Raw genomic sequence first — 22,694 nt, 5'->3', positions numbered from 1 at the left:
CGGTTGGTGTAGACGAGGGTGTTATCCAAGCATACATTGAAAATCAGCGTAAAAAAGATGCAGGGCAAACGAAGTTTGAGATAGGTTAATACCCCGACCTTACGGTCGGGGAAGTTTATTCGTGTCCTTTGCTTTCGTATCGCGTAAGGAAATAGACTTTCAAACCTATAATTTCCCGCTCCACCACAGCCAGACCACTGCGATGCCGATGCCCAGTATAGCCCCGCTGAACACCTGAAAAGGTGTATGTCCGATAAGTTCGCGCACGTCATGCTCCATATCCTTGGGACGGCGCTCGCGCAGTTCGCGTAGTATCCTGTTCAGGATAATCGACTGCTGGCCGACGGAGCGCCTGACGCCCGCGGCGTCGTACATCACGATGGATGCGAACACCGTCGAAATAGCAAACTCAACCGAATTGAAACCAAGCAGAATACCCACTGACGTAGCCAGCGATGTCACCAGCGCTGTGTGGGAGCTAGGCATGCCGCCGCTACGGATAAAAAAGCTCATATCGAGGCGTTTTTCTCGGATGAGTCCGCCGACCACCTTGAGCAACTGGGCCACGAGCCAGGAGGTGGTGGCGATAAGCAGCGTTTCGTTAACCACCGTGTTCAAAATGTGCCTCTTTTGTACTTTGCAGATGGCGTAGGTGGGGGCGGCGGCGGTTTGGTCCCGTTCTGGTTACGTCTGGCCTGCCAGTCTCTGAAGCAGCGCACACCTTCTTCATCGCTAAGCGAATTCCAGTAGCGGTAGTAATCCGCGATATAAAATTTCTGCGCATGCGACGTTTCCACGGTGAACACCCTGTTGGCCGCCTTTGCCACCTGCGCTACAGCGGCCTCCGATGCCGCCGGGACGGCGATGATGATGCGCGCCGGCTGGCGCCTCTTGACCGATTCTACCGCGGCCAGCATAGTGTAGCCCGAGGCCAGCCCGTCATCAACAATGATGGCCGTTTTGCCTTTAACGACGGAAAGTGTACGGTTGTTGCGGTAGATTAAACTGCGCTGGCGTATGTCGCTACGCACCTTGTTCACCTGGTAATTTATCTGGTGCTCGTCAAGATTGATGGCCTTCAGCACATCCTGGTTAAAGATGGTGGTGCCGTCATCAGCTACGGCCCCGAAACCGCCCTCGGGCAGTAGCGGTATGGGCAGCTTGCGCGCCACGACGATGTCGAGGTCGGCATTCAGCGCTAAAGCCACGGGGATAGCGACAGGCACGCCGCCATTGGGAATGGCCAGCACGATTACCTGCTGGGTTTTATACTCGGCCAGTTTGGCTGCCAGTTTTACTCCGGCGTCATAGCGGTTCTCAAATAGCGGGGAACGATTGGGCGTGTGCAAAACAGACTCCTGTTATAGCGTTTATCTATTATAGACCGAACTGTTTCAACTGTCTCTGTTTGTTTTGATAATCTCAGCGCCGAATTCTGCGAGTTTCTTGATTGTTTCCCCGGGATATTCATCGCGCTTGAGGTCGATGAAGGTTCGAAGAGCCTCGACCGGTGATATTGTTTCGACCGCTGTATCCCCCAATCGGGGACGGGTCTGCCGCCTGACGTTTTTCAATATCGAAAAATAGTAGCCTTCAGCGGCAGCATGGCGTATTCTGTTTTCGTCGAGCCTTCCCTCGAATTCCTGCGGCAGTGTTATTTCAAGTCTCACGATATTGCCGCAAATTTCGTCACGCGAAGATTCGATTATCTTGAGAACCGTTTCGGTCGGGTCTTTGTCTTCCGATGTCAAATTGACTTTGACTGTCAAAAAACGCCGTCCGGCGACACCCCTGAATTCGAAACTCGCCCACCTCTGCTGCGGGGTTTGCTCGATATCTACAATATAAAACCCTTTTTCGTCGTCCTCGTCTCCGAAATCGAGACGTTCCAGGCTGCCGGAATAAACAACAGGCGGGTTTTCGGCGAGCACCTGGTGGCGGTGAATGTGCCCCAGCGCCACGTAATCAAAACAAGGCTTGGCCACAGAGCTAGTGAGCAGCATGTGCTCCTGGCCGATGCTCATGGTGTCTTCGGAACCTACCCTGGCGCCCTGCACCCATACGTGGGCCGCCAGCACCGCGGGAAGCGTCGGGTCCAGCTCAAGCGACAGCTTGTCGATGACGCCCGCCAGTATCTCCTGCATCTTCTGGTTGAGCTGCGCGAAGTCCAGGTTCTTGGCGTCATCTTTGCCCAACACGCTGGAGCGCTTGAGCCAGGGGAGCGCCACAATCTGAATGTCTCCGGACGGAGTGGTGATGCGGTGGATGCCGGGCTTGCCGGCAACATAAACGTTTTCTATGGCGAGGGTATCGAATATCTCGGTGGTGGTGGCGCGCCCTGAAGCGTTGGGCAGGTCGTGGTTGCCCACCAGCAAGAATACGGGAATGCCGCACTCCGCCAGCCTCTTAACCCGTCTGGCGAATTCGCGCTGCTGCGTCTGGCTGGGGTCGCGGCTTTTGTACGCATCGCCGCAGAAAAGCACCAGGTCAGCCTTCTTCTCGACGGCATAGTCCACCAACCGATCGAAGGATTCCAGAAAATCGAGGAATCGCGATGCGAGGCCGCTTTCCGCATCGACATGCCCGTAGTTTTCCACCCCAAGGTGGAGGTCGGCAAAGTGGATGATTTTCATTTTCCTGCCTGAGCGAGCCAGTCTAGATGCTTAGCTTTAAGGCCAGCACATCCTTAAGCTCTGTTATGGGAACGCGTATCTGCTGCATGCTGTCGCGCTCGCGGATGGTAACCTGCTTGTCTTCCAGCGACTGGAAATCGATGGTCACGCAGTACGGCGTGCCAATTTCATCCTGTCTGCGGTAGCGCCTGCCGATGCTCTGGGCATCGTCGTAGGCCGCGGCCCACGTCTGGCGGAGCTCCGAGTATATCTGCTGTGCTAGCGGAGTTAAGGTCTCTTTCTTGGAGAGTGGCAGCACGGCCACCTTGATGGGAGCGATAGCGGGGTGCAAGTGCAGCACGATGCGTATCTCGTCCTTGTCCGGTTCCTCGGCATAGGCATCGCACAGGAAGGCCAGCATGGAGCGATCCACACCGGCGGACGGCTCGATAACATACGGCACGATGGTCTCCTTGCTCTCTTCGTCGAAGTAGGATAAGCCCTTACTGCTGAATTTGGCGTGCTGCTTGAGGTCGAAGTCGCCCCGGTTGGCGATGCCCTCCAGCTCGCCCCAGGCCCAGGGGAACTGATACTCCACATCGGTGCAGCAGCGCGCATAGTGTGCCAAGTCTTCTTTGGGATGGGGAGCTAGCCTTAAATTCTCAGGCCGGATGCCCAGTTTCTTGTACCATTCCAGACGTGTGTTCACCCAGTAATCGAACCACTCCATGTCCGTGCCGGGCTTGACGAAGAATTCCAGTTCCATCTGTTCGAACTCGCGGCTGCGGAAAATGAAGTTACCGGTGGTTATTTCGTTGCGGAAACTCTTGCCCTGCTGCGCGATGCCCAGCGGCAGTTTTTTACGCGTACTGGCTAAAACGTTCTCGAAATTGACGAAGATACCCTGGGCCGTTTCGGGCCGCAGGTAGACTATTGCCGCCTGGTCTTCGATGGGACCCATGAAGGTCTTGAACATAAGATTAAACTGGCGCGGTTCGGAGAGTTCGCTGCCGCAGGTGGAACAGGTTTTACTGTTTATCTCGTCCGCGCGGAAGCGCAAGTTGCACTTCTTACACTCCACGAGCGGGTCGGAAAAGCCGGTGATATGGCCGCTGGCCTCCCACACACGCGGGTGCATCAGTATGCTGGTATCCAGCCCCACCACATCGTCGCGGCTCTGCACGATGGTCTGCCACCAGGCGTACTTGATATTGCGTTTCATCTCGACGCCCAGCGGCCCATAGTCCCAGCAGCTGGAAAGCCCGCCGTAAATCTCGCTCGATGGGAAAATAAATCCACGTCTCTTACACAGCGAGACCAGTTTTTCCATCTTATCTTTAACCTGTTCAGCCAAAATGGTTGCTCCTTTATTTTTTGTTAACGCCAGCGCGTAACTGCGCGAACAGCCTCCCGAACATAGTAAATATGATTATCGTGCCTATACCGACTGCCCATAAAGCAAAAGTAGTAAACGATATCCAGTGCGTACCGTTTAGAGCGTAAATAAACGAATCCAGCATGAGGTATCCCAGTATTAACTGCGGCAGCAACAACATATTGCTCATCAAAAATATGAATCCCGGCAGATTGACAGGCAACACGCTGTTACGCGCCATAATACCCGCCAGTTTCAAAAAGATGAGTGCGATAAAGAAAGCGGTGGCTGCGACACCCACCTGGAGCCCCAGCATCAACGCTACGAACGTGCCTTTATTCAACAGGCTGAGCGGCGTGCCGTCAGATTTGAAGCGCAGGCCAAGCTCTGCGGGAAGGCGGCTATAAAGGACGGTTGCCAGGACAATGCAGACGCAAGCCAGCAGACACGGCAGCAGGATATAGCTAAAGCGGAAAGCGAGGGGCGATTTTTCTTTTACAACTGTGTCCGTGGTTTTATTTTGAGGCATTATTTTATACTGCCATCGTATCTCTTTAAATTCGCTGACCGATAGGCCGACCGGTCAGATACTAAAAGTTACCAGCTTTGGTCTGCTATGTCAAAAGGGGAAAGGTATCATCCGGGCGAAACTCCCCCATCCCCTTTATTCCCTTCCCGATGGGGATAGAGGAGTTACTTATGAGAGTGCCCGCCTATGGAGAGATCTTTTGCAGGATATTCCCCTTTTTACACTCTCATCCTAAGGAAAAACCGACCGACATTGATGGTGTAAAGCCATTGACACAGAAGAAAATACAATATCTCTGTCCAGCCTCCCCCCAGATTCTTCGTCACTCGGCTACGCCTCGCTCCTCCAGAATGACAAATGAGTTTGTCGCAGTATACTTTGTAATGCTAGAATTGCCGTTATGATACTGGAAACGCTGGCGCTGGGGGAATACCAGGCCAACTGCTATATTTATGCCTCGGAAACGAGTAAGAAAGGCTTCATCATCGACCCCGGCGACGAAGCCGATGCAATATTAAAGCGGGTCAAAGAGTTTGGTTTGAATATCCCGTACATCATCCTGACACATGGGCACCCCGACCACACCGGCGCTCTCAAACAGGTGCGCGAAGCAACCGGGGCTCCTATCGCCATACACTCCGCCGATGCCGCCATGCTCAAGGATAAATGGCTGCATTCCCTGCTGGGTTTCCGCCATTTGGACATTACGCCGGACCGCCTTTTGGCAGACGGAGAGATGATTTCGACAGAAGAGCTCGGGCTTAAAGTAATTCACACGCCGGGCCACACGCCGGGATGCATCTGCCTGCTGGGGGATGGACTCGTATTCACCGGAGACACACTTTTCAGTATGGGCATCGGCCGCACAGACCTGCTCGGCGGAGACACTCGCCTGATAATGGCGAGCATACACGACAGGCTGCTGACTCTGCCCGATGAGACTATCGTCTATCCCGGCCACGGGCCGTCCAGCACCATTGGCGAGGAGCGACGGGAGAACCTGTTCCTGGGGCGGGGATAAAATAAGTTCAAGGGCGCTGGATACCATTCTAATGTACCCCCTCACTGTTATCTCGCCCCCTCGGGGGGCGAGATAATTTTCATAAATTGCCTCCCCTGCCAGGGGAGGCAATTTATTCTTATTTCCCTCTCCCTATTTGGAGGGAGAGGTGTAGGTGAGGGTTACAATTCCTACGAGTTGAGCTTATCCAGCCTGTCTTCCAGTCTTTTTTGCTGCGCCGAAAGCGTGAGGTCGCTGCGCGTTTTTTCGAGAACGCCGCGCAGAGCATCCGTTGTGCGCCTCAATCCCCCGGTGATGCTGTCGGGGAAGTCCATGGTCACCAGCACATTATAGATGTCGTCCATGTCGCCCAGTAACTCCTCGCCGCGCGAGTAATCACCTTTTCTAAGACTGTCCAGCAGGTAACGCCTGAGTTCGCTGGCTCCCTCAGCCATGCCGTTGAGATAAGCGGCATTGTCCACTTTAAGCTCGCCCGGCGCGGGTATCTTTTCCCCAAGGACCAGACTGAGCGTGATGCTGGCCTCGGCAAACTCTTTTTCGGCATCCCACACGAAGTGCGTGTTGGGCAACTCGATGCAGCTTTTCAACAGCTTATTAGCTTCCGTAAGCATTTTACGCGCTTCCGCCAGCGAGTTGCGCGCCGTTTCGTATTCGTGGCGGTGTACGGCGCGTATGGTATGGCTGGCAAGGCGTATCACCTCGCGGCTGAGCGGCATGGCCTTTTCCCGCGCAGCATCCTGCGCCGCCAGGTCGAGCCTGATACGCTCGGAGATAACCTCAAGGTTTTCAGTCAGTCTGCTCATGGCACGCTTCAATCCTTTCCAGCATTTCTCTGGCGGCGCGTTCCGGCGACCTCGCCAGCACCACGGCGCTGATTACCGCGGCGGCATCTGCTCCGGCAGCGAACACCTTGGGGAGATTATCTATATTGATACCCCCTATGGCTACCAGCGGCAAGCCTACAGCTTTTTTAATCTCCCCCAAGGCCTCCAGCCCTACCACCGGACAATCGGGCTTGGTGGGCGTGGCATAGACCGCCCCGCAGGCCAGATAATCCGCCCCATCTTCCTTTGCTTTTTGCGCCTCTCTTACGGTAGTAACCGAACAACCGATGAGTTTGTCTATCGGTAGCAGGGCGCGGGCTGAGCTGACCGGCAGGTCTTCCTGCCCGACATGCAGGCCATCGGCGTCCGAGGCCAAAGTTATATCGAGGTGGTCGTTGATGATGAGCAAGGCGTCGTTCTCGGCGCACAGCTTTTTTAGCGCCAGCGCGAGGTCGAGGAGCGCCATTTTACCGGAAATTTTATCTCTCAGTTGGATGAGTTTCACGCCGCCCGCCAGCACCTGAGAGGCAACCTCGATGATATTCCGTCCCTTGAGGCAATCCGAATCAACCACAGCGTAAAGGCCGTAAACTCTGGCGGATAAGTCCCGGCGCATAAGACGTCCCACCAGCTCTTTTTCTATGGTATAGAGCTTGAAACGGGCATCCTGAAAAGTTTGAGAATCCAGCGCCACGCTTTTGACTTTTGAAATCTCTTCCATGACGCGCAGGGCCTCTTCCACGCGGCGGGCGTTGGCTATAACAGTTTCCGCCAAATCACGCTTTTTGTCCTGTAAGCTCACTTTGATCTCTACGCCAACGTCGTTCTGCGAATCGCGGGAGTCGAGATAGCGAAGACTGGTCCTTATATCTCGCACGGATAGCTGATGGCGCAGGGTTTTCAGGCTTTCAGAAAGCGGCGCATCGTTTAATATAAAACGGGCGGCCTCTTCCAGAACGCGCAAGCCCTCGCTGACGCGGTTGAGGTTGGCATCAACGATGCGTAAAACTTGTCTGGGAATCTTCTTGTCTGTCATTGTCTTATTATCGTTTAGCAGAACTATCCTCTTCTCCGAGGGAATAGGATTAAGGTGAGGTTGAGACCTTGGGCAATAACCTTACCCCTCACTCTTATCTCTCCCGCAAGGGGAGAGAAGACACGTAGTAATTCTATCACAAACATAGAGGCTGGCGGCCTTATTCTTCACCAACAGCATCCTCAAACTGCTCGATACGAACTGCTTTCCCGGTGTTATCCAGCTCTACCGCCACAAAGTCTATGCGCCAGGGCGATTCTTGCATACCATGAGTTTGCACATAATCCTGAGCGACCAAAATCAGTTTTTGCTTTTTCCGCCTGGTGATCGATTCTTCGGGAGTGCCGAAGGTGCGGCTGCTTTTAGCCCTGACCTCAACAAAAACCAGAATACCGTCTTTGGAAACGATAATATCGACTTCGCCATCACGCGAACGGTAATTGGTCTCTACAATCCGATATCCGCGCTTTTTTAGAAAGTTCTGCGCCAGTTTTTCACCCAGCTGGCCGGTGGCTCTAGTCTTCATCTTCCGATGTAAAGCGCTCTTTCAGGTGGCAGAAGCTCAGGCGGTGGATGGGCAACAATCCCTTTTCTTCGATGCAGCGCCAGTGCTCTTTTGTACCGTAGCCTTTGTGACGGCACAACCCATAACCCGGATATTTGCCGTCAAGTTCTATCATAAGCAGGTCACGAGTGACTTTGGCAATGATGGAAGCGCAGGCTATGGAATAACATAGGGCGTCACCACCTACAATGCCTTTTTGCGGAAGTTTAACCTCGGGCAGTTTGAAGAAGTCTATTATGAGGCTGTCGGCTGGCGGTGACAATTCTTCGATCGCCTGTTTCATGGCCAGCTTGGCGGCATTGCCGATGCCTATGGTATCTATGACGGTATGCTCTACAACACCCGTGCCCACTGCGATAGCCGTCTCCTCTATATGGCTGAAAAGGTACTCGCGCTTGTAGTGCGTGAGCTGCTTGCTGTCGCGCACTTCTTTCAGCCACGGCCTGCGGATATTGCACGGCATTATCACAGCGCATGCCACCACCGGCCCGGCCAGACAGCCGCGTCCCACCTCATCCACACCGGCGGTCAGATGATAGCCTTCGGCTAAAAATCTGAGTTCTTCAGAAAAGGTCGGTTTGAGTTTTAATCGCTTCGGATTCATGGTCGTTCAGCAGTCTAGTATAAGACTTTTAGCTTGTGCTGGCGAATCAAAGGCACTACTCTCATTCTGAGGAGTCCGCCTTAGGCGGACGACGAAGAATCTGGCAGGAATTACCACTCACTTACATCTCTCCCACAAGGGGAGAGAAAACACAATTCCTCTCCCTAGTCACGAGGGAGAGGGTTAGGGTGAGGGTAATCCTATGCTTCTCAAAAAGGAGCGAGACGCTCTTGTATTACCTATTTTTTAGTCAGCCGCTTAACTTTATCCCAGATGATACCTGCTACTTTGCTCTTAGGCAAAAGCGCGTCTATTATCAAGAAGCGTTTGGGCTCGCCACGCGCCAGTTGCAAGTAGCCCTGGCGCACCTGTTCGTGAAAAGCCAGCTCTTCTTTTTCAAAGCGGTCCTGCCGACCGGCTTTTTTACGCGCCAGCCCCTCTGCCGCCGGTATGTCCAGCAATATGGTCAGGGAGGGTTTTAACCCGTCAGTCGAAATCTCATTGAGCTGTTTTATCATGTCGAGGTCGAGGCCGCGCCCGTATCCCTGGTAGGCCATTGTGGAATCATAGAAGCGGTCGCATACCACGATTTCACCCTTTGCCAGGGCCGGGTTGATAACCTCATTCACGAGCTGGTTACGCGATGCGCTGAAAAGTAAAAGTTCTCCTACAGAGGAAAGCCTGACTTCACTGCGCCACTTGAGCCAGCGGCTGATGTTCTCGCCCAGTGCCGTGCCGCCTGGTTCGTGCGTGAGGAGGGCAAGTATGCCTTCCTTAAGCAGTTGGCGGTAGAGAGCTTTCGATTGAAAGCTTTTGCCGCAGCCTTCGCCGCCCTCGAAGGTGATAAATAAAGACATTAGCGCCCTTCTCTGTATATCATGACATGGCGGTTGGGCTCGCGTCCCACGCTCTTGGAAGACAGCTTGTTTCTTTCGGCAATAAGGTGCTGCAGCCGTCTGATATAAGCACCTTGAGGATTAAGGTCCACCGAATCGTCACTGTTCTGTTTAACCTCTGCTGCCGCTTTTTCAGCCTCACGCAGAGCAGTCGCCAAGGCCTCCTGCCTGTCCTGAGAGGGGTTTTTCTCCTGCACGGTTGAAGCCTGAGGATGCATGGTCGCCAGCATGTGCCTCAGCTGCATGGGCGTATGCGTTCTCAGCACGTAAATGGGCACGCCGTGAGCTTCGGCGTCGCGTATCTTCTGCGGCTTCCTGCGGAAGTAGCTCTTGGAGGTAACCATGAGCCCGGCGGTGCGCAGGTCGTCGGTAATACTGAGCGACAATCCCATCTCTTTTGCTTCTTCCTCCAGGCGCTGGCGGTTGATGCCGAAGAGGTACATACGAGGGGCTTCCTTGCGTTTTTCTGCGGAGCGTTCTGTGGTCGCATCCTTGCCGTGCCTGAGCGGCTCCTGTTTCTCTATGCGTACCTCTCCGTTTTCCAGCCAGCGTATCTCGGTGGATACCAGCTGGCCGCGCAGGCTGGAGTCCACCGCTTCGGCGGTGTCAGGATGCACGGCAACTTTGTATCTGTCCTGTATCTCCACCACTACGCTGAAAGTGGGCGGAGATTTGCGTTCCAGGATGGTCTTTTGCGTGCCGCGGCGCTTGGCTTCTTCGTCTCCCAGCGTGACCGCCTGTATGCCTCCGATGAGATCCGAAAGCGTCGGATTTATCATCAGATTTTCCAGCGTGTTGCCGTGCGCCGTGCCGATGAGCTGCACGCCGCGTTCGGCGATGGTACGTGCCGCCATGGCCTCGAGCTCGGTGCCTATCTCGTCGATGATGATCACCTCGGGCATGTGGTTTTCCACGGCCTCTATCATGACGGCATGTTGCTTGTTGGTAGCAGCTACCTGCATGCGCCGTGAGTGGCCGATTGAATGATGCGGAATATCGCCGTCCCCGGCGATTTCGTTGGAGGTATCCACGATAACCACGCGTTTTTTCATGTCGTCGGCCAGCACGCGGGCGGCTTCCCTGAGCATGGTGGTCTTGCCTATACCAGGGCGTCCCAGTAGCAGGACGCTTTTACCAGATTGGATGAGGTCCTCGATAATCTTGACCGTACCTTGCACAGCGCGCCCCACGCGGCAGGTCAGGCCAACGATGCGCCCTTCGCGGTTGCGGATGGCGGAGATACGATGCAGCGTGCGGGCTATGCCGGCGCGGTTATCGTCCCCGAAACCGGATATGCGCGAGGTGACATAATCAATATCTTCCTGATTGACTTCACGGCTGTCGAGGACAACATCCCGTTCAGGGAAACGCGCTTCGGGAGGGCGACCTAAATCGATGATGATTTCAAGCAGGCTGTCCAGGTCTTCCTGTTGCGATAGAGGGACTCGGATTTGAGGCGGAAGCTTGTCCAGTAAAGCCTGAAGCTCGGAGTTTATCCGGCTCTCTTCAGGTTCGGTTGTCTTGGTCGTTGTTGCTCTGGGCATGTTTAAAATGTTCCTCTTCGTATTTTATATCGCATCTGTAGCTTTAGCAAATGTTAATAAATAAATCGAGAATCACAGCGGCCGTTTGGCCGGAATGCCGGGACGGCGCGGATACTGCGGCGGGGTTTCCTCAACCTTTTCGACGATTACCAGACAACGGCTGTCCGTAAACTCGGGTATCTCGATGGATTTAGCCTCGATAGTTCCCCCTCCCAAAATTTTGACGGCTTTGACTGCTACGCTCAACTCCGCAGCGATGTCGCCCTTCTTTTGAGCGATAAGACGCCCGCCGACCCGGCAAAAAGGCAGTGTCAACTCGGCCAGGGCCGCCATCTCAGCCAGCCCTCGCGCCACCGCCATATAAAATTGTTCGCGATAATCAGGCAGATGCGCCGTTTCTTCGGCGCGTCCCGTGACGACCTTAACGCGTTCAAGCCCCAGCCTCTGAACCATATGTCTTAGAAAATCCGCCTTCTTGTTGGTGGATTCCAACAGCACCAGTTCAATCTGTGAGAACATGATTTTTATGGGAAGGCCTGGAAAGCCGCCACCGCTTCCCACGTCGATAAGTTTAAAATCAGCAGGGAGGGGTTTGGGTAACGCCAGGACGACGGTTAGAGAGTCGAGGAAATGCTTCACCTGGACGTCATGGTAATCGGTGATAGCCGTCAAGTTTATGCGGCTGTTCCAGTCGGCAAGTTCTTCGTAATAAGCCTGAAAACAGCTTATCTGTCCGGGGTTCAATTCCAGATCTAAACGGGAGGCGCCCGCGATCAATAATTCCATGTCGGTATTCAATCGTATTATTATACATCTTTGCAATCCTTTTATGCCTGTGTTATATTGGAGGCAATTTAATCCCGCTGGGGGTGCACAAGCTGAGAGTCCCGATTATATCGGGGCAACCCCTGGGACCTGATCTCGATAATACGAGCGGAGGCAAGCGGAAAGTGCGAAAGACCAAGGCCAGCGCCGTTCCCGCCAGCCTTGGTCTCAGTGTTTCTAAGAGGTAAAGAGTATGACGCAGCTTGAAATGGCAAAAGAGGGCATAATTTCAGAGCGTATGGAAGAAGTGGCCCGACTCGAGGGTCTGAATGCCGATACCATACGCTGTGGCGTAGCTTCAGGCATCATTGTCATCCCTGCCAATATCAACCACGGCAGGGCGGAGGCGCGGGGCATCGGCAAGGGACTCAGCACCAAGGTCAACGCCAACATCGGGACATCCTCTGATTTTATTGACCTCGCTGTTGAACTCGATAAACTCGATATCGCCATCGAAGCCGGAGCTGATGCGGTGATGGACCTGAGCACAGGAGGCAACCTTGCGGCTATACGTAAGTCCATTCTTGCCAGAAGCAGCGTGCCCATCGGCAGCGTGCCTATCTATCAGGCGGGGGTCGAGGCTGTAACAAAGCACGACGCCATCGTCAAAATGACGGCTGATGAGCTTTTCGATGCGATAGCGGACCACTGCCGCGACGGCGTCGATTTTATTACGGTGCACTGCGGCGTCACGCAGCGCGTCATCTCCCTTTTAAAGCAGCAGGGACGCGTCGCCGACGTTGTCTCCCGCGGCGGAGCTTTTCTCATGGGCTGGATGCTCTACAACCAGCGCGAAAACCCCCTCTACGAGCAGTTCGACCGCTTACTGGATATTGCCCGGGAGTATGACGTCACCCTCAGTCTGGGCGACGGCTTGCGCCCTGGTTCGCTGGCAGATGCTACCGACCGCGCACAAATCGAAGAACTGGTCACACTGGGCGAGCTGGTGCAGCGTTCGCGCCAGGCAGGCGTACAGGTGATGGTGGAAGGTCCGGGCCACGTGCCGCTGGGCCAGATAGAAGCCAACGTGCTCATGCAAAAACGGCTGTGCCAGGATGCTCCGTTTTACGTGCTCGGCCCGCTGGTGACGGATATCGCCGCCGGATACGACCACATTACCGGCGCGATTGGCGGAGCTATTGCCGCAGCCGCCGGGGCTGATTTCCTGTGTTACGTTACGCCCGCCGAACACCTTTCGCTGCCGGACCCTGAAGACGTACGTCAGGGCGTTATGGCTTCGCGCATAGCCGCCCACGCTGCAGACATCGCCAAAGGCGTCAAAGGCGCCGCCGAGCGCGACCGGCAGATGTCACAGGCCAGAAAACGTCTCGACTGGTCAGAACAAGCCCGTTTGGCGCTTGACCCCGCAAGAGTCCAGAAAGGCCATGCCCAGCATTCGACCTCAGGCAAGGCGTGCAGCATGTGCGGGCAATTTTGCGCCATGCAGCTCGTGTCGGAACAGCTCGGCGTTTCAGCTCCCAACTGCTAGCGCGTGGACGAATAATAGATGACACGAGCCATAATCTACCTGGTCGGAATCATAATAGCCGAGATTACGACCGTCGTACTGCATAATATAAACCCTTATTTCGTTACACTTGGCACGATATTTTACGCTGTATTGCTCGTCGTGATGATTATCGACGCAGCGCGTTTGAACCGTTACTACCAGGTCAATCTGGTCATATCGCTGGCACTCGTCCCACTCATACGCATATTCAGCCTTGTGCTTCCGCATATTAATCTGTCAACATTTTAACGCTAAGAAGATACTAAAGTTTGATTTTACGCTCCTTTTGTCTCAACGGAATAAACCTGCTAGACTAATAACCTGTTTTATCCATCGAATAAGACTATGAATCTCATTGAGATGATTGAAGAAGCCAGCCGGCTTTACGGCAAAAAAAGCGCCGTCAAACACGGCGACAGGCATCTATCGTACGCCGAACTGAATGAAGCTTCCACTCGCTTCGCTTCGGCCCTGCACTCTTTTGGCCTGCGCAAGGGCGACCGCGTGGCCATGTTACTGGGGAATTCTATCGAATTTGTGACGGCCTATTTCGGTATCGTAAGGATGGGTGCCGTGGCCGTGCTGCTGGACCCTAAATACAAACTGTCCGAACTATCCTCTCTTTTAAATGATTGCCGCCCCCGGGCGCTGGTGAGCGAAACTGCCTGTTTAGATTCTTTATCTCCTCATCTGGAAGAATTCGAGACTATCAAGCTCGTTTTGAATGTCAGCCACGAAGTTCACAGCCGTGCGGTTAGCCTGGCAGATTTCCTGGCGCGCACTACGGCTACGGTTGAGCCTGTCCGCATAAGCGATAACGACCTGGCGCATATCGCTTACACCTCCGGCCCCAGTTTCAAACCCAGGGGCATCATGGTTTCCCATGGAAACCTTGTCGAGGAAATCCGAATTTCGGCCAGGAGTTTTGAACAGAGTGAAAACGATGTGGTGATGCAATTCGCTCTCCCCCTGCATCACGTCATCGGTCTGGCGGTTGTCATGCTCACTTCCCTTTACTGCGGCAGCACTATTATCATTTTGAATGGCGTGTCCATCGATAGTCTCACCTCTGCCATTGAGCGCCACAGGGTTACCATGTTCCTGGGCGTGCCGTTCATACACGCCATGCTGTTGCGCAAAATTGAAGAGGAGGGTATCAAGCACGACCTGAGATCTCTGCGTGTTTGCGGCAGCGCCGGCGACGTCCTGCCTTGGCATATTGTGGAGAAATATCGAAGTCTTCTTAATCTGAAACTCATCAACTTTTACGGCCTGACGGAAACGATGGGACACGTAACCTGCGAACCTCTACATGCGCCATCCAGACCAGGCAGCGTCGGCCCCGCGCTTCCCGGTTGGAATATCAAGATTGCGGATGCCGGAGGCATCGAGCTCCCGGCACAACAACCAGGAGAAGTCATCATCTCCGGCCCCATGATGACGGGCTACTACCACAAGGCGCAGGCTACGGCCGAAGCGATAAATAACGGCTGGCTTCACACCGGCGACAGAGGCGTGCTGGACGAAGACGGCTTTCTATATATCCTGGGATTGCAAAAGGATATGCTCATCTGCAAAGGCCAGAACATCTTCCCCTCGGATATCGAGCATGTCCTCACCCGGCACCCATCTGTAGCACAGGCAGCGGTGGTAGGGGTACCCGACAAAATGCGAGGCGAGGTGGTGGGGGCGGCGGTAGTTTTGAAAAAGGGCGCGCACGCCAGCGAAACAGCGCTGTTGAAATTCTGTCTCGAGCATCTTGCCAATTACAAGGTCCCCAAGCATTTCGTCTTTTGGGAGCGTCTTCCCCTTTCTGCTGACGGCAAGGTAAACAAGCCTGCTATCAGGGAATACTTCGAAAAACAGGCTCCCGGTAGCAATAAAGAAGACTGATTATATTTTAAAACCACGGAGTTCCTCGTCTCTTCCTTCCCCCGGATGGCTTATAATAAGACTGCGGTACTATTTTTTATCCAGCTAGATGACAGACGCATCAGGATATGATATAAACAATAGATTTGATTTAAGGAGCTATTGATGGACATCAGGGTAAAAGCCGGTAAACTGGCGCAGCAGACAGCCGACGCATTGGTGGCAGGACTTTTCGAGGGAGAGAAGAAACTGCCTGGAGATTTAGCCGACCTCGACAAGGCGCTGGGAGGGGTTATTGCTCAATCTGTCAAACAGGAACGGCTCACCGGTAAACTCGGCGAAAGCCAGATTTTCCACAGCACGGGCGACCTTTCCGCCAGCCTGGTCGCTATCATCGGACTGGGCAAGAAAGATAAATTCACTCCCGATAAACTCAGGGGCGATGTCGCAGGTTTGTGCCGCACTCTCAGACAAAATAAAGCTTACTCTATCGCCATCCAAACGCCAGGTGCAGGTATTACCGGAATAACGCCAGCGGACGCTGCCCAGGCTATAACAGAAGGGGCAATCCTCGGCCTTTACACGTTCCGACGTCATATCACCAAGAAGCCGGAATACGCCGAGGTGAAGGAACTCACCATAATCGCCCCGAGTGCAGGCACAACTGCAATGAAAAATGGCGTTGCCAGAGGGAGAATCCTGGCGGAAGCAGCTAATCTGGCCCGCGACATGGTCAATGAACCGAGCAACTACATGACGCCCGCTGACATCGCCGGCATAGCGCAAGATATTGCCAGGAAGCATAAGCTCGAGCTGGCCGTCATGGAAAAGAAAGAAATGGCCGCGCTTGGGATGGGCGGGGTGCTGAGCGTCAGCCAGGGAAGCTCTCAAGCACCAAAATTCATCGTAATGCGCTATAAAGGCCGCTCTACTCAGGCCGTTGACCTGGCGCTGGTGGGCAAAGGCGTCACTTTCGATTCAGGGGGCATCTCTATCAAACCATCCGAGAATATGGGCGATATGAAAGGCGACATGGCCGGCGCCGCCTCCGTAATAGCCGCCATGTCAGCCATCGCACAGCTAAAACCGAAACTCAACGTTACCGCCATAGTGGCAGCAGTTGAAAACATGCCCAGCGGCCACGCCTATAAACCGGGTGACGTGGTCAAGGCCATGAATGGCAAGACCATTGAGGTCATCACCACCGATGCGGAGGGTCGCATAACCCTGGCGGATGCTCTAAGCTATGCTAACGCCAAAATTAAGGCTAAAAATATCCTCGACGTTGCAACACTCACAGGAGCTTGCGTGGTAGCGCTCGGGCATGTCTGCAGCGCTGTTTTCACCAATAAACAGGAATTGGCCGACAGAGTAGTGGCCGCCAGTAAGAAAGCCGGCGAATTAAGCTGGCAGATGCCCATGTTCGAAGAGTATAAAGAACAAAACAAGAGCGATGTGGCCGATATGAAAAATACCGGAGGCAGGCCGGGCGGCGCCATCACGGCGGCGCAGTTCCTAGGCGAATTCGCCGGCGATACTCCTTGGGTGCACATGGATATTGCCGGAGTTGACCTGTCGGACAAAGAACATGGTTATCTCGTCAAGGGCGCTACAGGCATTCCGGTCCGCACACTGGTCAACCTGGTCCTCAATATGGCTCAGAAATAACATTTAAACATAACACCAAGATAAAGAAAATGGCGACCAAACTCGACTTTCTCAAGGCCTCGCCCTTCTTTGCCGGATTTTCAACGGCAAATCTGGAGGCTCTAAGCCAGCGTGTTTTCGAAAAAAAACTCGCCCGCGGTGAAATGGCGCTAAACGAAGGCGCCTACGCCGGGGCGCTTTATTTCGTGGCCGAAGGGGTGGTCAAACTGTTTAAGACTTCACTCGAGGGCAAGGAACAGATAATCAGCCTGATGCGTCCGGGAGAGTCTTTTAACGATGTCCCCATGTTCGACCGCGGCCCGGCCCCGGTCAATGCTCAGGCGCTGGGAGCGGTCTTGCTCTACGGCCTCCAGCGCGAAGACCTCGATATTATGCTCAAGCAATACCCCGAACTCTCACAGAACGTCATCCGTATCCTGGCACAGCGTATCCGCTACCTCATCACTCTGGTGGAGGACCTGTCCTTCCGCAGTGTGGTAAGCCGCGTTGCCAAGATACTCCTGAAAAATCTGGGGGGCCAGGCTTCCCCCGGGCCGCGTCTCACTCAACGCGATATGGCAGCTATGGCCGGCACCGCCAGGGAAGTGGTCAGCCGCTCGTTAAAGTATCTTGAAGATGAGAAATTGATAGAGATACGCCGCCACCAGATTGCCATAAGAAATAAAAAAGGACTGGAGCAGGTAGTAGAGCCCGGATTTTGAGACTAAGGTTACAGAATTATCTTCTGTGTAGCTGTAAGATGCTGCATGAGGTGAATAAATGCTGATTCCACAGATTGACATGGAAAAGTGTGACGGTTGCGGTCTGTGTGTCGGAGTCTGCCAGAATAACGGACTGGAAATGCGTAGCGAATTAGCGGTCTTTATCGGAGGAGATGCCTGTACATGGTGCGGCCTGTGCGAAGCGGTATGCCCGCAAGATGCCATCAGTTGTCCCTTTGATATTATCCTTGACGAATCCTGAACTTTCCGCTACAATCTTCCTTTTGTGTGAATTTTAAACCTAACTATTTTAATATTCTTGCGTTTTATTTAATGTCTTAAACAAAATAATAGATTGTCAGTCCGCCTAGGCGGACTGACAATGGAGTAAATACAATGCCTAAATGGAAAGCTAAGAGTTGCCCCCGCTGCGGCGGTGATATTTTTCTGGATATCGATGAGCATAGCTGGATGGACCATTGCTTGCAATGCGGGTATGTGCGCACCCGGTCCGGAGAAATATGCCCGGTTTGCCACGAAGAGATGGTCTTCGAGTCAGACGGGTATAAATGCAACCAGTGCGGCCACGTCAGCAAGTCCCCCGCGCGTAAAGAAATCTGGTAACGCAGGCTCAACAGTCCAGTTCCGCAGACAGCCTGCGACTAACCTCTTTCTGAGTCAATCCCGATATACACACAAGTTTCGAGCGGCTCCTCTGTCCCTTTACGACGCTGACGCTGCTTCTGCGGACGTCGAATAACCGGCTTAGAAACGATACCAGTTCCTCGTTGGCTTTACCCTCGACCGGCGGTGCTGTTATTTTGACACACCAGACGCCCTCTTTCAGCGCCGTTACGGAGTTACGTTTAGCCCCCGGAGTAACTCTGAAGGCGAATACCGCCTCATTTCCTGCATCTGTATCTTTTTTCATATCCTCGTCTTTATTTAACTCTGCAATAGAGTTATAATTTTAGAACTTGTTGGCAAAAGAGTCTATCTACCACAATCGACAGTGCGGATTCAGGTGAACCGGATGTTAAAACTGGAACAGGAAATAATTGACCTTCTGCGTAAAAAGGGGCTGACTCTGGGCGTAACCGAATCAGCCACCGGCGGCCTTATATCACACATCATTACCAATGTGCCCGGCAGTTCCGAGATTTACAAGGGCTCTGTCACCGCTTATGCCAACCAGACCAAGACCAGCGTGCTGGGGGTAAAGACAGAGACCCTGCAGCAGTACGGCGCGGTAAGTTCACAGGTGGCCGAGGAAATGGCGCTGGGCGGATGCCGTGTGCTGGCCGCGGATATCTGCCTTTCGGATACTGGCATCGCCGGCCCCGGCGGAGCCACCCCGGGCAAACCCGTCGGACTTTTTTACCTCGGCCTGGCGCACCGCTTGACTGCCTACAGCCAGAAGCACCTTTTCCGCGGGGACCGCGAGGATAACAAAGAACGAGCGGCGCGTGCTGCCCTCAACTGGCTTAAAACCTACCTTCTCAACCTCGGTTAGAGATATGGCACCAGATGCGCCCGGTTCACCCCAGGTAAAGCACATCGTCACATGTTTTCTCCAGCAAAACTTCCGTATCCTCCTCTTAAAACGCAGCCAGCATGTCAGCACGTTCAAAGGTAAATGGGCTGCCGTTTCCGGCTATATCGAAGCCGGCTCCGACCGCCAGAGCCTCGTCGAGATAGAAGAGGAAACCGGTTTGCTTCCCACCGATGTAATGTTGATTAAAAAAGGAGATACTGTCGAGGTTGAGGATATTCAAAGCAGAGTCCGCTGGGTGGTTCATCCGTATCTCTATAAAGTCATAGGGGATAAGCCCGTGCGCATCGATTGGGAACATGACGAATTCCAATGGATAGAGCCAAATAAGCTAGGCAGTTTCGAGACCGTGCTAGGGCTGGCCGAGGCCTTGTCTAGAGTATATCCTGTTTGAATTGCGCTCGTCTCTTCCCGATGTTATACTGTGCTACTTTATTCGCCTAGAAAGTCGACCCTTAATGAAGCGCTTCGATGGCCGTTCACACGATGAACTACGCCCAGTAAGCATTACGTCCGGATTTCAAAGTTTTGCAGAAGGTTCCGTTCTTATCGAACTGGGCAAAACCCGCGTCGCCTGCTCGGTAAGCGTGGAGGAAAAAGTCCCTCCTTTCCTCAAGGGCGGGGGCACAGGCTGGGTCACTGCGGAGTACGCCATGCTGCCGCGCGCCACCCTTACCCGCAGTCAGCGCGAATCTTCGAGAGGCGGTGTTTCAGGCCGCAGTCATGAGATTCAGCGCCTTATCGGGCGTTCGCTGCGCGCCGTTACTGACCTGTCCGAACTCGGCGAACGCAGTCTTATCGTCGATTGCGACGTACTGCAAGCAGATGGAGGTACACGTACGGCTTCCATTACGGGGGCTTATGTTGCGCTGTATCAGGCGCTGCATACATTGGCCAACACGGGCGTCATATCCTCCATCCCGCTTAAAACCGCCGTGGCCGCCACCAGCGTCGGCATAGTGCGCGGGAATATGCTGCTCGACCTATGCTATGACGAAGATTGTATAGCCGAAGCCGATTTCAATGTAGCCATGACTGCTGACGGCAAACTAGTAGAGGTCCAGGGCACGGCAGAGACCAAGCCTTTTTCACGCGGCAACCTGGACGATATGCTGGAGCTGGCCCAGAAAGGCATCAAAGAACTATTCCTGGCACAACAATCGGCTATCGACAGAATTAAAAGCAGATAGCTATGGCCTTACCTGTCCGGCGCCGTATATAATCCACTTGTAAGAGGTTATCTCTTTCAGCCCCATGGGGCCGCGAGCGTGCATCTTCTGCGTGCTTATCCCCAGCTCCGCTCCCAGCCCGAACTGGCTGCCGTCGGTAAAGCGCGTGCTGGCATTGACATAGACCGCCGCGGCATCCACTTCATTGAGAAAACGCATGGCTGAAGTATAGTCTTCGGTGATGATGGCTTCGGAGTGTCCCGAGCCGTAAGTCTCTATATGCTCCAGCGCGACATCCAGCGAATCTACCACTCTTACCGCCGCAATGAGGGCGAGAAATTCTTTACCCCAGTCCTCAGGCACGACTGGGACCAGCTTCAAGCCGCCGATTTTTTTGAATATTGCTAACGAGGTTTCGTCACAGTGCAGCTCGACGCCTGCCTTGCCCAATTCTTTCGCGACTCTCGGCAGATACTCGGCGGCGACCTCTCCGTGCACCAAGATAGTATCCAGCGCATTGCACACCGTCGGCCTCTGCACCTTGGCGTTGTAGACGATGGCAACAGCCTTGTCAAGGTCTGCGTTTTTATCCACGTAGGTATGGCACACCCCGATGCCACCCGCCACCACCGGCATGGCGGCATTCTCGCGCACGAACTTAATCAGCCCGGCTCCTCCCCTCGGGATGACCAGGTCGATGATATCGCGCATCTTGAGCAGTTCGTTCACCAGTGCCCGGTCGGTGTCCTCGATAAGCTGTACCGCGCCCTGCGGGACACCCGCCTGTTGCAACGCCGCTGCAACCACTCTTGCCAGCGCGATGTTGGAGCGCAGCGTCTCTTTGCCGCCCCGCAGTATTACGGCATTGCCCGATTTAAGACATAGCGAAGCAATATCTATGGTCACGTTCGGCCGGCTTTCGTATATAGCGGCAATAACGCCCATAGGAACACGCTTCTTGCCGATGAGCAGCCCGTTAGGCATAGTGCGCATGTCGCACACTTCGCCCACCGGGTCAGGTAGCAAGGCTACTGAGTTGACATCATCGGCTATGGATTTGAGGCGTTCTTCGGTAAGCAGCAACCTATCCAGCATAGCCTCGTTCATGCCGGATGCTTTAGCCTCATCGTAGTCCTGCCGGTTGGCTTTCAGGATTTCCGTCTTGCTTTCGATGAGGCTGCGCGCGATTTCCTTCAAGGCCTGATTTTTTATTTCGGTTGACAGGCAGGTCAGCCTGCGCGAAGCCTCTTTAGCCCGTTTGCCTATCACTTCCAGTTCTCTCATGCCCTTTTCCATGGCTCTCTCCTGTATCTCAACGGCCTCTTTATCGGACACTATTTTCTGCCAAGTCCGCCCCGCCCGTTAAAGTGATAATACCACGTTCTATTCTTCTTTGAACTTGATTCCGTATTAGCGATAACAACGCACTCGCCCTTGCGAGTGTCATCAAAACCAATGAGGTAGTTACCCAGGTGTGTGAGTTCATCACCCACGCTGAAATCACCCCACCACTTCTTCTTGTTATACTTGGTGGCTTCGGTCTCCATAAGGTTGAAGTTGACACGCGCCACCGGGAAATCGGGCGCTTCTTTGTCGTAGAGCGTGCCCATCCCAGTAGTAATACGCAGAGACAATAGATACTCCCTCTATCTTAACTCTGTGCTGCCGCGAAAACGGAAGCAGTGCAGTGGCAGTAGCCCCGATATGGCCTTGTTGATCTTGCGGTTGAGCACACAGCGGCCTTTACGCCCATCGGCCAGCTCCAGAACGTACCCTCCATCCGCCAGACGCTTGTATTCGGTAAGCGTCAACTCCCCCCACCAATTGTTCGGCGTTTCATCGAACAGGCGGTAGTCCACCCCGGCTACAAGCTCGTCGCTAAGACTGTTGAATAACTTGCCCGGAGTCATCTGGCCTCCTCTTGAGCAGAACCATGTTGTTGCGATGTATCACCTCTGCGCCGTAGTCATGCCCTAATTGTTGCACTATTTGAGCCGAACGCAGGCCTTTGATTGCCGCAGCGTCATGCGAATCGTAGTTGGTGATGCCGCTGGCGATGCGCGCCCCGTTCAGGCTGCATACGTCCACTATATCGCCGCGTTCCCAGTCTCCCTGCACCTCTCTCACACCGGCCGGCAGCAGGCTTTTATTCTGCTCGGTTAAAGCTAGGGCAGCCCCATCGTCTATAACCAGGCAGCCGCGCGTGCACAGGCCGGACAGCATCCAGCGCTCGCGGCTTTCCAGCTTGCTGGTGGTGGGAACGAAACGAGTGCCAATAGCTTCGCCCCACGCCAGACGGTGGATAACTTCCTGCTCACGCCCGTCAGCAATGATGACATTCACTCCCGAAGCCGTCGCCAGGCGAGCTGCCTCAATTTTGGTGGCCATGCC

The 22,694-nt window shown here is 54.0% G+C and carries 29 protein-coding genes and 1 riboswitch; of the genes, 12 read left to right on the top strand and 17 right to left on the bottom strand.

Annotated features, from left to right (window positions below; genetic code table 11):
* Positions 1 to 165 precede the first annotated feature (165 nt).
* Genes C4542_06930 through C4542_06910 form a run of 5 tightly spaced genes read right to left on the bottom strand, consistent with a single transcriptional unit; the run spans position 166 to position 4,516 of the window.
* Positions 166 to 621, bottom strand: coding sequence for a divergent PAP2 family protein (locus C4542_06930; protein ID RJO61234.1), 456 nt, complete (start codon positions 619 to 621; stop codon positions 166 to 168).
* Positions 615 to 1,349 carry a phosphoribosyl transferase gene (locus tag C4542_06925; protein RJO61233.1) on the bottom strand — a complete coding sequence of 245 codons (735 nt, stop codon included), beginning with the start codon at positions 1,347 to 1,349 and terminating at the stop codon, positions 615 to 617. Before C4542_06925 ends, C4542_06930 begins: the two co-directional genes overlap by 7 nt.
* 45 nt (positions 1,350 to 1,394) lie before the next feature.
* Positions 1,395 to 2,633 (bottom strand): exonuclease SbcCD subunit D, encoded by a 1,239-nt coding sequence (locus C4542_06920; GenBank protein ID RJO61232.1) that lies wholly within the window; start codon positions 2,631 to 2,633, stop codon positions 1,395 to 1,397.
* 22 nt (positions 2,634 to 2,655) lie between these two features.
* A complete protein-coding gene (locus tag C4542_06915) occupies positions 2,656 to 3,942 on the bottom strand; it encodes a glycine--tRNA ligase (protein ID RJO61237.1) in 1,287 nt (428 codons plus the stop codon).
* Between the two features lie 37 nt (positions 3,943 to 3,979).
* Entirely contained in the window at positions 3,980 to 4,516 is a 537-nt protein-coding gene (locus C4542_06910; GenBank protein ID RJO61231.1) for a hypothetical protein, read from the bottom strand.
* A gap of 170 nt (positions 4,517 to 4,686) precedes the next feature.
* On the opposite strand from C4542_06910, the gene C4542_06905 reads away from it, so the two are divergent.
* Positions 4,687 to 4,920 (top strand): hypothetical protein, encoded by a 234-nt coding sequence (locus C4542_06905; GenBank protein ID RJO61230.1) that lies wholly within the window; start codon positions 4,687 to 4,689, stop codon positions 4,918 to 4,920.
* Positions 4,917 to 5,537 (top strand): MBL fold metallo-hydrolase, encoded by a 621-nt coding sequence (locus C4542_06900; protein ID RJO61229.1) that lies wholly within the window; start codon positions 4,917 to 4,919, stop codon positions 5,535 to 5,537. The genes C4542_06905 and C4542_06900 overlap by 4 nt, the downstream gene beginning before the upstream one ends.
* Before the next feature lie 170 nt (positions 5,538 to 5,707).
* Here the strand turns inward: C4542_06900 and C4542_06895 are convergent, their stop codons facing one another.
* The 7 genes from C4542_06895 to rsmG form a co-directional block, all read right to left on the bottom strand.
* Positions 5,708 to 6,340, bottom strand: a complete 633-nt coding sequence (locus C4542_06895) for a haloacid dehalogenase (protein RJO61228.1) — start codon at positions 6,338 to 6,340, stop codon at positions 5,708 to 5,710.
* Positions 6,324 to 7,397 (bottom strand): thiamine phosphate synthase, encoded by a 1,074-nt coding sequence (locus C4542_06890; protein ID RJO61227.1) that lies wholly within the window; start codon positions 7,395 to 7,397, stop codon positions 6,324 to 6,326. Before C4542_06890 ends, C4542_06895 begins: the two co-directional genes overlap by 17 nt.
* A 160-nt stretch (positions 7,398 to 7,557) precedes the next feature.
* A complete protein-coding gene (locus C4542_06885; protein ID RJO61226.1) occupies positions 7,558 to 7,923 on the bottom strand; it encodes a YraN family protein in 366 nt (121 codons plus the stop codon).
* Positions 7,913 to 8,566 carry a ribonuclease HII gene (locus tag C4542_06880; GenBank protein RJO61225.1) on the bottom strand — a complete coding sequence of 218 codons (654 nt, stop codon included), beginning with the start codon at positions 8,564 to 8,566 and terminating at the stop codon, positions 7,913 to 7,915. Before C4542_06880 ends, C4542_06885 begins: the two co-directional genes overlap by 11 nt.
* Positions 8,567 to 8,805: 239 nt before the next feature.
* Positions 8,806 to 9,423, bottom strand: a complete 618-nt coding sequence (gene tmk / locus C4542_06875; protein ID RJO61224.1) for a dTMP kinase — start codon at positions 9,421 to 9,423, stop codon at positions 8,806 to 8,808.
* Positions 9,423 to 11,006, bottom strand: a complete 1,584-nt coding sequence (locus tag C4542_06870; protein RJO61223.1) for an AAA family ATPase — start codon at positions 11,004 to 11,006, stop codon at positions 9,423 to 9,425. Before C4542_06870 ends, tmk begins: the two co-directional genes overlap by 1 nt.
* A gap of 72 nt (positions 11,007 to 11,078) precedes the next feature.
* Positions 11,079 to 11,792, bottom strand: a complete 714-nt coding sequence (gene rsmG, locus C4542_06865) for a 16S rRNA (guanine(527)-N(7))-methyltransferase RsmG (protein ID RJO61236.1) — start codon at positions 11,790 to 11,792, stop codon at positions 11,079 to 11,081.
* 69 nt (positions 11,793 to 11,861) lie between these two features.
* A riboswitch (TPP riboswitch) is annotated at positions 11,862 to 11,965 on the top strand.
* Between the two features lie 59 nt (positions 11,966 to 12,024).
* Here rsmG and thiC point away from each other — a divergent pair.
* From thiC to C4542_06830, 7 genes are all read left to right on the top strand, one after another.
* A complete protein-coding gene (gene thiC / locus C4542_06860; protein ID RJO61222.1) occupies positions 12,025 to 13,320 on the top strand; it encodes a phosphomethylpyrimidine synthase ThiC in 1,296 nt (431 codons plus the stop codon).
* Between the two features lie 18 nt (positions 13,321 to 13,338).
* Positions 13,339 to 13,590, top strand: a complete 252-nt coding sequence (locus C4542_06855) for a hypothetical protein (GenBank protein ID RJO61221.1) — start codon at positions 13,339 to 13,341, stop codon at positions 13,588 to 13,590.
* Between the two features lie 96 nt (positions 13,591 to 13,686).
* Positions 13,687 to 15,234 (top strand): long-chain fatty acid--CoA ligase, encoded by a 1,548-nt coding sequence (locus C4542_06850; GenBank protein RJO61220.1) that lies wholly within the window; start codon positions 13,687 to 13,689, stop codon positions 15,232 to 15,234.
* Positions 15,235 to 15,378: 144 nt separating this feature from the next.
* Entirely contained in the window at positions 15,379 to 16,881 is a 1,503-nt protein-coding gene (locus C4542_06845; protein ID RJO61219.1) for a leucyl aminopeptidase, read from the top strand.
* Between the two features lie 29 nt (positions 16,882 to 16,910).
* Positions 16,911 to 17,582: a Crp/Fnr family transcriptional regulator gene (locus C4542_06840; GenBank protein ID RJO61218.1), complete on the top strand. Its 672-nt coding sequence runs from the start codon at positions 16,911 to 16,913 to the stop codon at positions 17,580 to 17,582.
* Positions 17,583 to 17,640: 58 nt separating this feature from the next.
* The gene (locus tag C4542_06835) at positions 17,641 to 17,844 is read left to right on the top strand and encodes a 4Fe-4S dicluster domain-containing protein (protein RJO61217.1); all 204 of its coding nucleotides are present in this window, start codon (positions 17,641 to 17,643) and stop codon (positions 17,842 to 17,844) included.
* Between the two features lie 134 nt (positions 17,845 to 17,978).
* On the top strand, positions 17,979 to 18,206 hold the full coding sequence (locus C4542_06830) for a hypothetical protein (protein ID RJO61216.1): 228 nt from the start codon (positions 17,979 to 17,981) through the stop codon (positions 18,204 to 18,206).
* A gap of 7 nt (positions 18,207 to 18,213) precedes the next feature.
* Here C4542_06830 and C4542_06825 read toward each other — a convergent pair whose 3' ends face one another.
* Positions 18,214 to 18,513 carry a YggU family protein gene (locus C4542_06825; protein ID RJO61215.1) on the bottom strand — a complete coding sequence of 100 codons (300 nt, stop codon included), beginning with the start codon at positions 18,511 to 18,513 and terminating at the stop codon, positions 18,214 to 18,216.
* A gap of 102 nt (positions 18,514 to 18,615) precedes the next feature.
* Here C4542_06825 and C4542_06820 point away from each other — a divergent pair, with 102 nt between their 5' ends.
* The 3 genes from C4542_06820 (at position 18,616) to C4542_06810 (ending at position 20,324) form a co-directional block, all read left to right on the top strand.
* The gene (locus tag C4542_06820) at positions 18,616 to 19,095 is read left to right on the top strand and encodes a CinA family protein (protein RJO61214.1); all 480 of its coding nucleotides are present in this window, start codon (positions 18,616 to 18,618) and stop codon (positions 19,093 to 19,095) included.
* 4 nt (positions 19,096 to 19,099) lie between these two features.
* Complete coding sequence (locus C4542_06815; GenBank protein RJO61213.1) at positions 19,100 to 19,528, top strand: NUDIX domain-containing protein; 429 nt, start codon at positions 19,100 to 19,102, stop codon at positions 19,526 to 19,528.
* 64 nt (positions 19,529 to 19,592) lie between these two features.
* On the top strand, positions 19,593 to 20,324 hold the full coding sequence (locus C4542_06810; protein ID RJO61212.1) for a ribonuclease PH: 732 nt from the start codon (positions 19,593 to 19,595) through the stop codon (positions 20,322 to 20,324).
* Here C4542_06810 and C4542_06805 read toward each other — a convergent pair whose 3' ends face one another.
* The 4 genes from C4542_06805 to C4542_06790 form a co-directional block, all read right to left on the bottom strand.
* Positions 20,325 to 21,599, bottom strand: a complete 1,275-nt coding sequence (locus C4542_06805) for a glutamate-5-semialdehyde dehydrogenase (protein RJO61235.1) — start codon at positions 21,597 to 21,599, stop codon at positions 20,325 to 20,327. It lies immediately after the preceding gene.
* Positions 21,600 to 21,637: 38 nt separating this feature from the next.
* Entirely contained in the window at positions 21,638 to 21,913 is a 276-nt protein-coding gene (locus C4542_06800; GenBank protein RJO61211.1) for a hypothetical protein, read from the bottom strand.
* A 36-nt stretch (positions 21,914 to 21,949) separates the two neighbouring features.
* Entirely contained in the window at positions 21,950 to 22,213 is a 264-nt protein-coding gene (locus tag C4542_06795; protein ID RJO61210.1) for a hypothetical protein, read from the bottom strand.
* On the bottom strand, positions 22,182 to 22,694 hold a 513-nt coding region (locus C4542_06790; protein ID RJO61209.1), incomplete at its 5' end, for a glutamate 5-kinase. The genes C4542_06795 and C4542_06790, both read right to left, overlap by 32 nt.

Source organism: Dehalococcoidia bacterium (genome assembly GCA_003597995.1).
GTDB lineage: Bacteria > Chloroflexota > Dehalococcoidia > Dehalococcoidales > UBA1222 > SURF-27.
This window is presented reverse-complemented; position numbering and strand designations above follow the sequence as displayed.